Source organism: Candidatus Thiodiazotropha endoloripes (assembly GCF_001708965.1).
In the GTDB taxonomy this organism is placed as follows: Bacteria; Pseudomonadota; Gammaproteobacteria; order Chromatiales; family Chromatiaceae; genus Thiodiazotropha; species Thiodiazotropha endoloripes.
On the sequence record NZ_LVJW01000003.1, the window covers coordinates 1,133,836 to 1,147,340 of the forward strand.

A 13,505-nucleotide genomic window follows, 5' to 3' on the forward strand; every position below is an offset into this window, starting at 1 on the left:
ACCAATTCCAGTCTCATATGGAGATCCTCCATGATGATGAGATGGTGTGTTCCAAAAAATCAACGCAAAAAAAACCCGGCAGGGGATGCCGGGCTGTAAAAATCACTTTCGAGGGAGAAGTGATGATTAGTGAATAAACAGTCCACCGTTGACTGGCAGATTGGCGCCGGTCACATAGGTGCTTGCATCGTCTGCAAGAAAGGCAACAGCCTGGGCGATCTCTTCCGGCTGACCCATACGGCGCATTGGAATGCCACCGACGATCGCTTCACGTACATCGTCACGCATCGCGGCTGTCATCGCAGTTTCGATATAACCGGGTGAAACCGTGTTGACGGTGACGCCCTTGGCAGCACCTTCATAGGCCAGTGCCATGGAAAAGCCGTGCATACCGGCTTTTGCGGCAGAGTAGTTGGTCTGTCCAAACTGACCACGCTGACCGTTGACCGAGGAGATATTGATAATCCGACCGAAACCCTGCTCAACCATGCCGGTCCAGACAGGGCGGGTGACATAGAATACGCTGCTGAGGTTGGTATCGATAACTGCATCCCACTGATCGGAAGTCATCTTCTTCATCGTGGTGTCGCGGGTGATACCGGCGCAATTCACCAGGATATCGACCTGACCGAATTTTTCGACAATCTCATTCATCAGGCTCTCACCGCCCTCAGGTGTAGACACATCACCTGCAACAACTTCGACCTGAGCTCCTTGCTCCTGTTGGGCCTTTTTCCAGGCGTCAACTTGATCGGCTTCGGCAGGATGACAAGTAGCAACAACCTTGGCACCTTCTTCGGCGAGACGCAGGCAGACAGCGGTACCGATACCGCCCAGACCACCTGTGACAACTGCGAGTTTGTCTTTACAGCTCATGATTCTATGTCCTCATCTTTGGAAATTTCAGATTTCATCAAGGTGACGATTTTCGGTAATCCCTACCGCATATTTCTGCAATTACAAGACGATTGTTGAGTCGAAACACCGCGTGATGGGTGGGTGCAGAATATCGGGAATCGTCATTCAGCCTGTTTGTATGCAAAAACCGGCGCACAAGGCGCCGGTTTTCACGGCAGCTGCTCAGCTTTGAATTAAGCGGCTTTCTCGGCTACTTTGCTGATCTGCTCGTTGGCGGTAGCCAGGTTGCTCTCGTACCAGCTACGGACTTCCTCACCGGTCTTCTGGCTCATTTCAACAGCCTCACGGGTTTTGGTCATCAGCTCTTCACCCAGCTTGCGGGTCAGGTCCATCTGGCCACGAACGACTTCATGGTAGTCTTTCGCTTCAGAAACCAGTTTCAGCTGTTCCATGCTGGTGTTCATCAGGGAACTGACAGTGTTAATCTGAGCTTCCATCACCTGGTTCCAGGTTTTCAGACTGATGTCGGTCAGCTGACGGAAACTGTCGTAACCGGTCGTGTTGAACTCATTGATCATCTCGATACTCTCTTTTGCGTTTGCCATGGTATGTGCTCCTAGTTGGTTGTGCGTTGCAGCATTGTTGCGGTGCAGCATAAGGCAGATTCGAGGGCGTGTCAAGAAAAAATTTGTGCGGCGCACAAATTTTTTGCTGTAGTAGCGCACAAGCCGCTGTGCACTCAGATGGATGATCAGAAAAGAAAGAAAATAATCTAATAAAAACAGATGATTATCTGTTTTCGGTTATTGCTGGAAATGGAGGGGTATTTTTACTTCTCCTCCTTTTTGGGGCTGGAAAAACCGGCCGCGGAAAAAAAATCTTTCTGCATATCGGTCCACAATTTCATATTGTTTTGAGCCAGATTTGTCATCGCGGTAAAGGGGTCTTCACCCATGTTCTTGCGGATCTGCTCCTGTTGGGTGGTGAACATCCCCAGGCTCTGCTCAAGATAGTTACCAAAGATACCCTGCAGTGTGCCGCCGTAAAAGCGAATGATCTGTGAGAGCATGTTGGCCGTAAACAGAGGGTTACCACCGGACTCGCTCTCCAGAATGATCTGCAGCAGAATGGTGCGGGTGATGTCTTCTTCCGTGGTTGAGTCGATGACTTTGATGAGTTCACCGCCGACGATCAGCTGGCGCAGCTGTGAAAGGGTGATGTATTTACTCTGCTCAGTATCGTATAACCGGCGATTGGGATACTTTTTGATAAGACGATCTGACATATTCCTGACGCTGTTGCTTAATCAATTGCACCAGTTTACAACAATCAGGCCATTGAACCTAGAAACCGTAGGTGAACTGGATTATCTGTCGTAAGAGATCGTTTCGTGAATCTCACCTCCACCTTTTGGATGTTCTTATTGGTGCAGCGTGGATTTGTGGTTTTTCCCGGTAAAACCGGCAGGATCGACTGGAGCAGTGTTGAGTGTGAATGATTGCAGAGAAAATGCTCATGCCGGTCGGCAATGAGCACCCCCAGAGGACAGAGTAGCGCCTCTGGGGGTGGTATTAACCCACAACCCTGGTTGGGGTGGGCTGGTTCAACGCTTTCAGGCTTTTTCCACTGCCATGGCGACACCCTGTCCACCACCGATACAGAGGGTGGCCAATCCTTTCTGACTGTTGCTTCGCTGCATCTCATGCAGCAGGGTCACCAACACCCGGCAGCCGGAAGCACCGATCGGATGACCGAGGGCGATCGCACCGCCGTGTACATTGACCTTGTCCGTATCCCAGCCCATCTCCTTGTTGACGCACATCGCCTGTGCAGCGAATGCTTCATTGGCTTCGATACGGTCCAGATCGTCGGCTTTCCAACCGGCCTTTTCCAGACATTTGGTCGAAGCTGGGATTGGGCCTGTACCCATGATTGCCGGATCCACGCCAGCCGATGAGAAGGCAACGATTTTGGCCATAGGTGTGAGACCAAGCTCCTTGGCACGACTTTCAGACATCACCAGAACAACAGCGGCACCGTCATTCAGGCCCGATGCATTACCCGCGGTTACCGAGCCCTCTTTTGAAAAAGCGGGGCGCAACTTGCCGAGGGATTCTGCGGTAGTGCCGGCCCGTGGGAATTCATCCCGGTCGAAAACCACTGGATCGCCTCTACGCTGAGGGATTTCGATCGGCACGATTTCGTCACTGAATACCTGATCGTTCAGCGCAGCCTCGGTTTTTTGCTGGGAAGCAGCGGCAAACTCATCCTGGGCCTCACGGGTGAAACCAAATTTCTGCGCAATGTTCTCAGCGGTGGTGCCCATGTGATAGTTGTTGAAGGCATCCCACAAGCCATCCTTGATCATGGTATCGACCATTTTCCAATCGCCCATCTTACTGCCGTTACGGGAGTTGGGCAGGACATGGGGCGCCAGGCTCATGTTCTCCTGACCACCGGCGACGACGATTTCCGCGTCACCACAGGCAACGGCCTGCATCGCCAGGTGTACGGCTTTCAGTCCGCTGCCGCATACCTTGTTGATGGTCAGAGCCGGGGTCTCGACCGGCAGACCCGCTGCCAGACTGGCCTGACGAGCCGGGTTCTGGCCGGTACCGGCGGTCAGTACCTGACCGAGAATCACTTCATCAACCTGGTCGGGCTTGACGCCAGCACGCTCCAACAGGCCCTTGATGACAGTTGCGCCTAGCTCATGTCCGGGAATTTTTGCCAGACTGCCGCCAAAGGTGCCGATGGCACTGCGGGCTGCCCCTACGATGACTATGTTTTCGCTCACGTTGGTTAATCCTCACATTATATTGTTTGTAGAGATCTGTCTGCTTGAAAGATCGATATGTGGTGGCTGAAACACTCGAACTGCATGATGAATTGGCCAACCTTGGTGTATGTTTTAACAAAAAATGTTGCAGCGCACAAATTTTATTGTTAGCTTATTGGGCATGAGTGTTCTCTGCTGGGTTTTATAGTCTTTTGTCTTCTGTACGACAACCTGTCCTGGCTTAATGCAGTCCAACCCTGACGAAACACCTAAAGAACTATTGAGACATAAACAAGAGACCATACCATGAGTGAATCAGCTTTTTGGAACGAAGACTGGATGAAAATCCAGCAGAGTTATTGGGAGAACTGGAGCGATATGAGCCGCAAGGCGATGGGCATGGAGCCTCCCAAGTCCCCACTGGAGAATGCCATGGACCACTGGTGGCAGGCCGTCTCTCCATCAGCCAGTGATATGTCACGTGATTTCATGGGCAAGATGATGGAGCAGACCAAGAGCTACTTTCGTCTGGCAGAGGGTTACTACGGTAATGCCTCGGACAGCAATAACTGGCTGGATGCGGCGAACCGCACTGTGAGTGATATGCAGAGCATGTTCAGCAACAGTCTGGAGAGTGTTTACAACGGCACGGAGACCGCCGGTGACGATGCCATGCACAAGATGATGGCGTTCTGGGAGATGCCCATGGACAACTGGCAGCGCATGGTCTCCTCCCTGTCGCTGATGCCTGGTGACCTGTTGCGCAATATGCCTCATCAGGATGGGCTGGAACGATTTCTGAGTGCCCCCGGGCTGGGTTACATGCGTGAGGAAGAGGGACAGTACAAAAAACTGACCCATGCGGTGGTCAACTATCAGCGCAATCTTGGTGAGTACATGAAGTTCTTCTCAAACCTCGGCCTGCTCGCTGCGAATCGCATGAAAGACAAGGTTCAGGATGTTGCTGAGAGTGGCAAGCAGATCGACAGTGCCCGCGGGCTCTACGACCTTTGGGTCAGCAGCAGCGAAGAGGTGTACGGTGAGCAGGTTATGACCCCTGAGTACGCCAAGATTCATGGATCACTGGTTAATAGCCTGATGAATCTGAAGCAGCGTCTGGGCCATGTTGTGGACGAAGCACTGGGTGGTCTGAATATGCCTACCCGACGCGAGCTTCGCACCCTGCAGGATCGTCTGCAGGAGTCCCGTCGTGAGTCTAAAGCGATGAAAGCCGAGATTGAACTGCTGAAAGAGCAGATGATCGAGATGCGCTCATTGGCCACTAGCCAAGCAAAGCCGGCTGCAGCAGAAACCGCTGCCAAGCCGAAAGCGACGGCAAAGAAGAAAGCCAGCGCAAAAAAGAAGGCCGCAACCAAGAAAGCACAGCCTAAAGCTGATGCATCCTAAGGTTATCGCTGTACACATCAAGTGATAGGAATTGAGGAGAATAGACGTGCAACCATTTAACATGCGGCCCGATCAATTGGCCGAAGAGATGCTCGACTACAGCCGCAAGCTGGGCAAAGGTGTTGAAAACCTACTGAATGCAGACAAGATTGATGCCGGTGTAACGCCGAAAGTGGAGGTCTACAGTGAAGACAAACTGCGCCTCTATCGGTATGAGTCCCCGGCGGATGTGGTGCAGAGCTCAGTACCCACGCTGATTGTCTATGCGTTGGTCAACCGCCCATACATGACCGACCTGCAGGAGAATCGCTCGACCGTCAGGAATCTGCTGGCTGCAGGTCAGGATGTCTATCTGGTGGACTGGGGATATCCGGATGAGGCGGATCGCGCCTTGACCATGGATGATTACATCAACGGCTATCTGGATCGTTGTGTCGATGTTATTCGTAAGCGCCACAAGCTGGATAAAATCAACATCCTGGGTATCTGCCAGGGTGGTGCATTCAGCCTATGCTATTCATCGATGCACCCTGAAAAGGTGAAAAACCTGGTCACCATGGTGACTCCGGTCGATTTCAAAACCCCCGACAACATGCTCTCTGCCTGGGTGCAGCACATGGATGTCGATCTGCTTATCGACACCTTGGGCAATGTGCCAGGCGAGTTGCTCAACTGGACATTTCTCTCGCTGAAACCTTTCAGTCTTACGGGTCAGAAATACCTGAGTATGGTCGATGTCCTGGAAGACGAAGACAAACTGAAGAATTTCCTGCGCATGGAAAAATGGATCTTCGACAGCCCGGATCAGGCCGGTGAGACTTTCCGTCAGTTCACTAAGGATTTCTATCAGCAGAATGGCTTTCTCGAAGGCGGTGTGAAGATCGGTGATCGTCAGGTCGACCTGAAGAACATCACCTGTCCGGTGCTGAACATCTATGCCGAACAAGATCATCTGGTACCACCGGATGCTTCCAGAGCACTTCGCGGGCTGACCAGCAGTAAGGACTACACCGAGCTCTCTTTCCCTGGCGGACATATCGGTATCTATGTCAGCGGAAAAGCGCAGAAAGAGGTTCCGCCTTCAATCGGTAAGTGGCTGGACGAGCGCACAAAATAGTTTCAACCAAATGATCCTCCGCCGGTAGTCTCTACCGGTTTCTTTCGGGGTGCCGCCAGGCACCCCTTTTTTTTGCCTCAGTAAAAAGTCAGACAAAACGACTGGTTGTTCTCAGAAATCTGGCTGTGAAGGTAGTGCCGTTTGGACCTTATTGTCAGAATACGATGTTCCCTGTTTTTTACATGGCATTCTCATCTGGATTATTTGTCCTGGAGAGCTAATCTATGAGTTGTACATAATGTACAATTTAATAGTATAAAAGCTATGCAATTAATGGGGTTGATACCGGCAGATCTATGAGGCCGGCTCTTGAGATTGTGTTTTTATGACCCTCTGAAGGATGAAATCGAAGAGATTGACCTTAAACAGGCAGTCGACTGGATGAAATTTTCCTTAATTTGGTTGATGAGGGGATCGACTAGGTTTGATTAGCGTCCCATGCGGGTTGGGTAGAGGCGATACGGGATTAAATGGTGAACTGTCATGAAGCGTGCATTTCAGCGTTGGTACAAACTGGTTGCTGCTGGGCTGGTCCTGGGTCTATTCACGGCATTCGGAATCTCAATGGTTGCTCTGGTGCATGTAAAAACCGCCAAGCAGATTGCCGAAAATCAGCTTCAAGAGACCTATCGGGCGTTTGATCGCGTGCTAGGGGGAGAGGCGTACGACAATCGACCACTGGATCATCCTACCCAGCTGGCTGCGGTGGACTGGCTCAATGGTGGAGAACCGATCACCATCTATACGGCCAAAAGAGATGGACAACCCGTTGCAACTCTCCTCAGTATCGACGCTCAGAAGGGCTATAACGGTAGTATCACCCTGATGTTGGGGATACTTGCCAACGGAACCCTGTCGGGTGTGGAAGTTGTAAGCCATCGCGAGACGCCTGGTTTAGGAGACAAAATCGAATCACGACGTTCAGATTGGCTGGAGCAGTTTGAAGGGCGTTCATTGAATTCACCCGCTGAGGATCAGTGGGGTGTCAAGCGGGATGGTGGTTTGTTTGATCAGATAACTGGCGCCACAGTGACTTCCCGCAGTGTGGTGATGTCACTCAAACAAGCGCTGAGCTACCTGCAACAGTTGCGTCCCGAGTTGTTCGAAAGGGTAGAGCCTTCCGCGCTGCTCAAGACCAACAAGCCTCTACTAAAGTACCCTGACTGGATCACTCTGCAGCAGGGTTTTGCCCATACCAGGCAGGGTTTGCTGATATGATCAGGATACTTTTTATCGGTCTGATGGTACTTGCTGCACAGGTTTCAGCACAAAGCAACTGCCCGGAGACACTGAATTTCAACAAACGGCAGCTCGCTGGTGAAAAGCGGATAAATCTTTGTGAGGCCTATCTTGGTCAGGTGGTTCTGATCGTTAACAGTGCAAGTAAATGCGGATATACGCCCCAATATGAGGGATTGGAAAAGCTCTACAGGGAGTATCAGGAGCAGGGGCTGGTTGTGTTGGGTTTTCCAAGCAACGATTTCGGTGCACAGGAACCTGGTAGTGAAAAACAGATTCAATCCTTCTGCCGTAACACCTACAGTATCGAATTTCCCATGTTTGAAAAGACCAGGGTACGTAAGGGCAATGCTGATCCCTTATATGAGGTGCTTGCTCGAAAGGCTGGTGAGTATCCTGCCTGGAATTTTCATAAATACCTGCTTAACCGTGAAGGCGAGTTGGTGGGTAGTTTCCCAAGTCGAATAAAGCCGCAAAGCCAGGAACTGGTCAACGCAATAAAAGATTTCCTTTGAGGGTTTGATCGGCAAATGCTTCCTAACACGGATTCGGCCACTGGATATTGCATGCCCGTGGTTCGAAAAAAGCATTGATCCGGAATTTGCTTTTAACCAGATGAGTGCCCTGTTTGATGAAATCGTAGTGGCTTGCAAGGGTATTGAGACCGGTGGCTGAAACTTTAATTGGCTCATTACCAATCACATCAAATTCTCCTACTATTTCATCGTCTAGTTGTATACCGGTTTAATGGATGTCACCAGCCTAGATTTTGTCCATAATGGGCAGAGTAATTACTTATTCGCGAAGTCAACCGATTCAATACATTAGAGAATCTCAGGTTAAAAAAAGGGTTTCGGGTATTGAATGAAATTGGGTATTCCTGACAATCTCCGTGGAGACTGTCTGGGCATTCATGTCTGAGAATAGTATTGAGATCAGCTGTGATGGGGTTTTTGCTATTTGATGCTGCTTGGATTTCACTGGAATCGCGGTGAATCCAAGGCTTTGACCACAAGAGATACATTTGAAATACAAAACGATGAAAAATAAATATATATACGCGGATGATTTTTCCAAGTGGATTCAGGATTTTATGCGTCAGGATTCTGCCAGTGGCATTATTCTGATATTCGCTGCACTACTTGCATTACTGATGGTGAACTCTCCGCTGAGCTGGGTCTATGACGGACTTCTCAGTACACCTGTAGAGATACGCATTGGTGGGCTGCAACTGGCTAAGCCGTTACTGTTGTGGATCAATGATGGCTTGATGGCTGTTTTTTTTATGCTGATCGGCTTGGAGGTCAAACGGGAATTCCTTGAAGGGGAGTTGTCCAGAGCTGATCAGATCGTCCTCCCTGGTTTAGGTGCGATCGGTGGTATGTTGGTACCGGCTGCTATCTACTATGCGTTGAATGCTGATGATCCGCTGGCACTGAATGGTTGGGCTATCCCGGCTGCTACCGATATCGCCTTTGCGCTAGGCATTCTCAGCCTGGCGGGTAGTCGGGTGCCGGTCTCTTTGCGCGTCTTTTTAATGGCGTTGGCTATTTTTGATGATCTGGGTGCGATCATCATCATCGCAATCTTTTACACGGCGGATCTCTCTTTTTACAGTCTGGTGTTGGCGTTCACAATGATTGCCACACTTGTAATCCTCAATGTCATGCATGTAACACGCCTGTCTGCCTACGTGATTGTCGGGATCATACTTTGGATTGCCGTGTTGAAGTCTGGCGTACATGCCACCCTGGCCGGTGTGGTTCTGGGATTGATGATTCCGATCAGTGATCCGAAAGATGAGACTCGGTCCCCTTTGCGGGATGTGGAGCATGGCTTGCATCAATGGGTCGCATTTCTGATCCTGCCGATTTTTGCCTTTGCCAATGCAGGCGTATCACTGTCCGGCCTGAGTATCGGAGATCTGATGGATCCAGTCCCCCTGGGCATTGCCGCAGGTCTGTTTATTGGTAAGCCACTCGGTATTATGCTGTTTTGCGGCGGTGCAATTCTGTTGGGTTTTGCAAAACTGCCTACAAGAGCCAACTGGTTTGGTTTGTTCGCGACTTCCGTTCTCTGCGGTATTGGTTTTACCATGAGTCTGTTTATCGCTTCCCTGGCATTTGAACAGACTGGGGAGGATGCCCTGATAATTGGGGACAGGCTTGGTATTCTGTTGGGATCGGGGTTGTCCGCGGTCGTTGGGCTTTTGCTTCTCAAATGGTTTAACCCATCAACTGATAAGAATATTAAGGCCCACTAGGGCCTATTGGATTAGTGTTAACAGGCCCTAGATCGTCAGTTCAACTGCCAGTGCTCTCACATTGAGCTTGGTTTTGAGTCTTACACAGGCAAGGTAGAGGCCTGCGAGCTTACGATGCAGTAGCAGCACATCATGGGGTGGCAGATGCCAGTATTTTTGATTCAATCGCAGTTCAATGGCCTGTTCGCTCATCCGATTCATCAAATCCGAGTTGGCGAAATCATACTCACCAGAGATTCTGATAGGCTCGGTAACACACTTCAGTAATTCAATCACCGCGGTTTTGTATCGATCTGGCGCCTGTTCGTCCAGGTAGCCCACATCCACGGCAGCCAGTTCCATCTGTTTGGTATCTCCTTCAAGTGCTGCCTGTAACAGGTGATTGAAAGCCTGAGTACGATGTTGTTCATAAAACTGGATTGCACCGAAGTCGAGCAGTCCAAGCAGGTCGCTCTGACTATCATAGCGATAGTTGGCGAAATTCGGATCGGTTTGGACTGTACCCCAACAGAATGTCTCGTGTAGTGCCAACCTCACCAATCGTTCAGCAACGCTTCTACGTACCAGTTCAGGGTCAGAAGCCAGCTGATCCAACGGCCTTCCAGGTAGGTACTCCATTACCAATACTTCGTGAGTGGAACGGTCCAGGTCGGTGGAGGGTATTCGAAAACCTTTTATGGATTTAATCCGTTTTTTAAACTCAATTGTATTGGCGGCCTCGTTTAAGTAGTCAGCCTCCTTATGCAGTTGAATTTTGGTTTCCGCTAGCAGTGTGCTTAGATCCAGTTCCTTAGGAATCAATCTAAACAGTCTCAGCAATGTAGCTACATTGTCAACATCGCTGTCAATGCTGTTTCGAATGCCAGGGTATTGAATCTTGATCGCAAGGTGCTCCCCTTGCTTGGTTGTTGCTTCATGGACCTGACCTATGGAAGCCGCTGCAATGGGGGTGAAGTGAAAGCGTTTGAATTGTCGTTCCCATAATTTTCCCCAATTGCTATCCAACACCATTGCTACCTGCCCTAATGGCATATGGTGAGCGTCCTCGCGCAGACGTTCGAGTATTTTACTGAACTCTGCAGGCAGCAGATCGCCGGATTCCATGGAGATCATCTGTCCCAGTTTCATGGCTGCACCGCGCAGTTCCGCGAGATGCTCTGCAAGTCGATTGGCATTCTCCGGGATCAGAAGAAGACTTGGTGCACTCTTATCCCGACCGGATAGAATCCTTTTAAATCCTTCCGTCACTGCGCCGCCAGCAACACTACTCGCAAGTTGACCCAACTTGAGTAGACGGCTGGTTCGGCTCTCAGGCAGATGACTCTGGGTGGTTTTGTAGTTTGATTCTTGTGCCATGACTCGTTTTAACAGCCCCTAGTAAGCAGATGCTGTTTTATCCTCTCCTGTGCTACGTTTATTGAGCAGGTATTGAAGATGGTCCGGACTGAACGATTTGGGCTGGATACCACAAAGATTAAAAATCTCATCGCCACGACAGGTATTTCCTTTGGTCAGCATGCGTATCTGATCCCGGCTGATTGGGAACCAGCTATATCGGTCAAACAACATTGCCGCCATGCTTGGAGCAATCACCGGTACCGGTAGCATGACCTTTGTTTTGCCATTAACCTGAGCAATCCGTTTTAGGATTTCCTGCCAGCTCAAATTCTCCGGACCTCCCAGGGTATAAGTTTTGCCTATTGTTTCAGGTAGATGCAGGGCCTGAACAAAAGCCTTAGCCACATCCTCTACATGTACAGGTGAAAGCTGAAATTCTCCAGCGTGTTGAGGATTGATGCCTTCAAAAAACAATGGTGCGGGGAGTGGTGGATCGAGAATGTCTCGCTTCAGCATTGATGCAAATTCATTACGCCCTAGGGGATTACCGAAAATCACGGATGGTCTGAATATGGTCCAGTCAAGATCGGACTGTTTAATGTGATCTTCTGCCGCCGCTTTGCTCAACTGGTAGGGGGTTAGTTTAAGATCCACCCCATTGGCGCTCATCAGTATGAAGCGCTTGACTCCCATCTCCTGGGCCAATGCGGCGGTTGTTACAACCCCCTTGTATTGCAGATTTTCAAAAGTGATGCCTTGAGCTGGGTATGCCCTGAGAATTCCGATGTTGTAGATTACAGCATCCTTACCCTCAAGCATCGCCTTAAGACTGTTTGTATCGTCCAGGCTTCCGGCGTACCAGGTAATCTTTTCACTGTTTTCATGACGGTTGTCTGAGGTGTTTCTGATCAGAAGACTGGGGCTGTCTGCCTGCTTTAAAAGCTCACTTACCAAATACTGCCCAACAAATCCAGTGCCACCCAAAATAGCAATTTTCATTGTCCTCTCCGGAGTTGAATGTCGGCCTATTCATAAGACAGTCGATCCGTGTGAAATGTCCCGGTTTTTATAGCAAAACCGGCTCAAGAGAGCATGGTGAAAATGTGGTAACTATCGGCTCTGTATTTAGCTGGCTTTTGCAAAAAATGGTACACTCCAATCAATTAACTTCTTAGCGAATCGAGAAAAATAAGTGTGATGGAAATTGGCAAGTCCGCACCCGCGTTTGAGCTTTACGATCAATCGGATAATTTGTATCGATTGAGTGATAGTCTGGGTGCCTGGGTGGTTCTGTTTTTTTATCCCAAGGATAATACGCCTGGGTGTACAGCTGAAGTCTGTGATTTCAATAGCGAATATGACCGCTTACTGGTTTTGGGGGTAAAGCTTTTCGGTATCAGCACGGACAGTCGTCGAAGTCATCAGAGGTTTGCTCAAAAACATCAATTGAAATTTCCTCTTTTATCGGATCAGCAGGGAAAGGTTGCATCGGCTTATGAATCACTATTCAGGCTGGGACCTGTCAAAATCGCAAAAAGAGACAGCTTCATCATCAATCCTCAGGGTGAAATTGCAGCAATCTACAGAGGTGTACAAGCCAAAGGTCATGGACGGTTTATCCATGAAAAGATTCAGCAATTAATGGCAGACTGATAATCTGTTAGGTAGATATTTGAAAGGTTATTTTCTGCTTGGTGAGTTGCTGTTGTAAATGTTCAAAAGCACCATCGATATCCCCATCTCCGCGCAAGCCGAGTTCTACGCGGCCCTGAGTGCCAAACTTGGGCAGGCTATACATTTTGAGATCCTGATATTCACGGTTGATAAGCTCCATCAGCGGGACTAAAGCACTTTCCGGAGTATTCAGTACCAACAGTGATCTTTGTTTAAAACGGCTCTCCTGTTGTGGATATTTTTGCCTCAATACCCACTCTGCCATGGGCCACGCCATCTCCGGGAACCCGGGGAGGAAATGGTGATAATTGATGGAAAAACCAGGAATTTGATTGTACGGATTAGGGATCAGTTCACAGCCCATTGGCAGATCGGCCATTTTGATGCGGGTAGGGTAGGCCGCCTCGCCAAACTGGGATTCGATCAACAGTTTCGCTTCAGGGTGTCGTTGAAGCGGGGTATCGAATGCCTCAGCAGCACAGCTGCGAGTTAGGTCATCGGGGGTGGCTCCGATGCCACCGCAGACGAATACGGGTAACTGCTCAGATATAGAGAATTGCAAATGTCTGATCAGACTCTCATGCTGATCAGGAATGAACCAGCACCTGTGGAGTAATTTGCCATATTTTTTAAGCAATGAGCGAAAATGGTCATGGTGACGATCCGCTCGGTCACCATACAAAATTTCATCGCCAATCACTATCAGCCCAAAATATGAATTCACGCGATACCTGCCGGTTGAGAAGTGTTATTTGATTTGGTAAATAGTGTCGGGACAACTGGATGGTTTTGTCTATGAGAATAGAGTGTCCCAGGAGCTGATCACCCAG

13 protein-coding genes are annotated in these 13,505 nt (G+C 49.6%); 6 read left to right on the forward strand and 7 right to left on the reverse strand.

The window, feature by feature from the left end:
- Nucleotides 1–126 precede the first annotated feature (126 nt).
- The 4 genes from phbB to A3193_RS05140 all read right to left on the reverse strand — a co-directional run bounded on the left by phbB (nt 127) and on the right by A3193_RS05140 (nt 3,655).
- Nucleotides 127–876, reverse strand: a complete 750-nt coding sequence (gene phbB, locus A3193_RS05125) for an acetoacetyl-CoA reductase (RefSeq protein ID WP_069005111.1) — start codon at nt 874–876, stop codon at nt 127–129.
- Between the two features lie 215 nt (nt 877–1,091).
- Nucleotides 1,092–1,463, reverse strand: coding sequence for a phasin family protein (locus A3193_RS05130; protein WP_069005112.1), 372 nt, complete (start codon nt 1,461–1,463; stop codon nt 1,092–1,094).
- 224 nt (nt 1,464–1,687) lie between these two features.
- Nucleotides 1,688–2,143 (reverse strand): polyhydroxyalkanoate synthesis repressor PhaR, encoded by a 456-nt coding sequence (phaR, locus tag A3193_RS05135; protein ID WP_069005113.1) that lies wholly within the window; start codon nt 2,141–2,143, stop codon nt 1,688–1,690.
- 327 nt (nt 2,144–2,470) lie between these two features.
- Nucleotides 2,471–3,655, reverse strand: coding sequence for an acetyl-CoA C-acetyltransferase (locus A3193_RS05140; protein WP_069014242.1), 1,185 nt, complete (start codon nt 3,653–3,655; stop codon nt 2,471–2,473).
- Nucleotides 3,656–3,943: 288 nt separating this feature from the next.
- Between A3193_RS05140 and phaE the strand changes: the two genes are divergently transcribed.
- From phaE to nhaA, 5 genes are all read left to right on the forward strand, one after another.
- Nucleotides 3,944–5,044 carry a class III poly(R)-hydroxyalkanoic acid synthase subunit PhaE gene (gene phaE / locus A3193_RS05145; protein WP_069005115.1) on the forward strand — a complete coding sequence of 367 codons (1,101 nt, stop codon included), beginning with the start codon at nt 3,944–3,946 and terminating at the stop codon, nt 5,042–5,044.
- Nucleotides 5,045–5,105: 61 nt separating this feature from the next.
- Nucleotides 5,106–6,161, forward strand: coding sequence for a class III poly(R)-hydroxyalkanoic acid synthase subunit PhaC (locus A3193_RS05150; RefSeq protein WP_414630423.1), 1,056 nt, complete (start codon nt 5,106–5,108; stop codon nt 6,159–6,161).
- A gap of 483 nt (nt 6,162–6,644) precedes the next feature.
- Nucleotides 6,645–7,379 carry an electron transport complex subunit RsxG gene (rsxG, locus tag A3193_RS05155; protein ID WP_069014243.1) on the forward strand — a complete coding sequence of 245 codons (735 nt, stop codon included), beginning with the start codon at nt 6,645–6,647 and terminating at the stop codon, nt 7,377–7,379.
- Complete coding sequence (locus tag A3193_RS05160) at nt 7,376–7,915, forward strand: glutathione peroxidase (RefSeq protein WP_069014244.1); 540 nt, start codon at nt 7,376–7,378, stop codon at nt 7,913–7,915. Before rsxG ends, A3193_RS05160 begins: the two co-directional genes overlap by 4 nt.
- 524 nt (nt 7,916–8,439) lie before the next feature.
- Entirely contained in the window at nt 8,440–9,663 is a 1,224-nt protein-coding gene (gene nhaA / locus A3193_RS05165; RefSeq protein ID WP_069014245.1) for a Na+/H+ antiporter NhaA, read from the forward strand.
- A 27-nt stretch (nt 9,664–9,690) separates the two neighbouring features.
- Here the strand turns inward: nhaA and A3193_RS05170 are convergent, their stop codons facing one another.
- Both A3193_RS05170 and A3193_RS05175 read right to left on the reverse strand, forming a co-directional pair.
- Nucleotides 9,691–11,019, reverse strand: a complete 1,329-nt coding sequence (locus tag A3193_RS05170; RefSeq protein ID WP_069005120.1) for an ABC1 kinase family protein — start codon at nt 11,017–11,019, stop codon at nt 9,691–9,693.
- A gap of 18 nt (nt 11,020–11,037) precedes the next feature.
- Nucleotides 11,038–12,000 carry an NAD(P)H-binding protein gene (locus A3193_RS05175; RefSeq protein WP_069005121.1) on the reverse strand — a complete coding sequence of 321 codons (963 nt, stop codon included), beginning with the start codon at nt 11,998–12,000 and terminating at the stop codon, nt 11,038–11,040.
- A gap of 198 nt (nt 12,001–12,198) precedes the next feature.
- On the opposite strand from A3193_RS05175, the gene A3193_RS05180 reads away from it, so the two are divergent.
- Nucleotides 12,199–12,654 carry a peroxiredoxin gene (locus A3193_RS05180; protein ID WP_083218568.1) on the forward strand — a complete coding sequence of 152 codons (456 nt, stop codon included), beginning with the start codon at nt 12,199–12,201 and terminating at the stop codon, nt 12,652–12,654.
- 7 nt (nt 12,655–12,661) lie between these two features.
- On the opposite strand, the gene A3193_RS05185 is transcribed toward A3193_RS05180, so the two are convergent.
- The gene (locus A3193_RS05185; RefSeq protein ID WP_069014246.1) at nt 12,662–13,399 is read right to left on the reverse strand and encodes a competence/damage-inducible protein A; all 738 of its coding nucleotides are present in this window, start codon (nt 13,397–13,399) and stop codon (nt 12,662–12,664) included.
- Between the last annotated feature and the right edge of the window lie 106 nt (nt 13,400–13,505).

Excerpts from the sequence above, each read along its gene's own strand:
- phbB (WP_069005111.1), bottom strand. The coding sequence starts at position 876 with ATGAGCTGTAAAGACAAACTCGCAGTTGTCACAGGTGGTCTGGGCGGT.
- A3193_RS05130 (WP_069005112.1), bottom strand. The coding sequence starts at position 1,463 with ATGGCAAACGCAAAAGAGAGTATCGAGATGATCAATGAGTTCAACACG.
- nhaA (WP_069014245.1), top strand. The coding sequence starts at position 8,440 with ATGAAAAATAAATATATATACGCGGATGATTTTTCCAAGTGGATTCAG.
- phaR (WP_069005113.1), bottom strand. The coding sequence starts at position 2,143 with ATGTCAGATCGTCTTATCAAAAAGTATCCCAATCGCCGGTTATACGAT.
- phaE (WP_069005115.1), top strand. The coding sequence starts at position 3,944 with ATGAGTGAATCAGCTTTTTGGAACGAAGACTGGATGAAAATCCAGCAG.
- rsxG (WP_069014243.1), top strand. The coding sequence starts at position 6,645 with ATGAAGCGTGCATTTCAGCGTTGGTACAAACTGGTTGCTGCTGGGCTG.
- A3193_RS05160 (WP_069014244.1), top strand. The coding sequence starts at position 7,376 with ATGATCAGGATACTTTTTATCGGTCTGATGGTACTTGCTGCACAGGTT.
- A3193_RS05180 (WP_083218568.1), top strand. The coding sequence starts at position 12,199 with ATGGAAATTGGCAAGTCCGCACCCGCGTTTGAGCTTTACGATCAATCG.
- A3193_RS05170 (WP_069005120.1), bottom strand. The coding sequence starts at position 11,019 with ATGGCACAAGAATCAAACTACAAAACCACCCAGAGTCATCTGCCTGAG.
- A3193_RS05150 (WP_414630423.1), top strand. The coding sequence starts at position 5,106 with ATGCGGCCCGATCAATTGGCCGAAGAGATGCTCGACTACAGCCGCAAG.
- A3193_RS05175 (WP_069005121.1), bottom strand. The coding sequence starts at position 12,000 with ATGAAAATTGCTATTTTGGGTGGCACTGGATTTGTTGGGCAGTATTTG.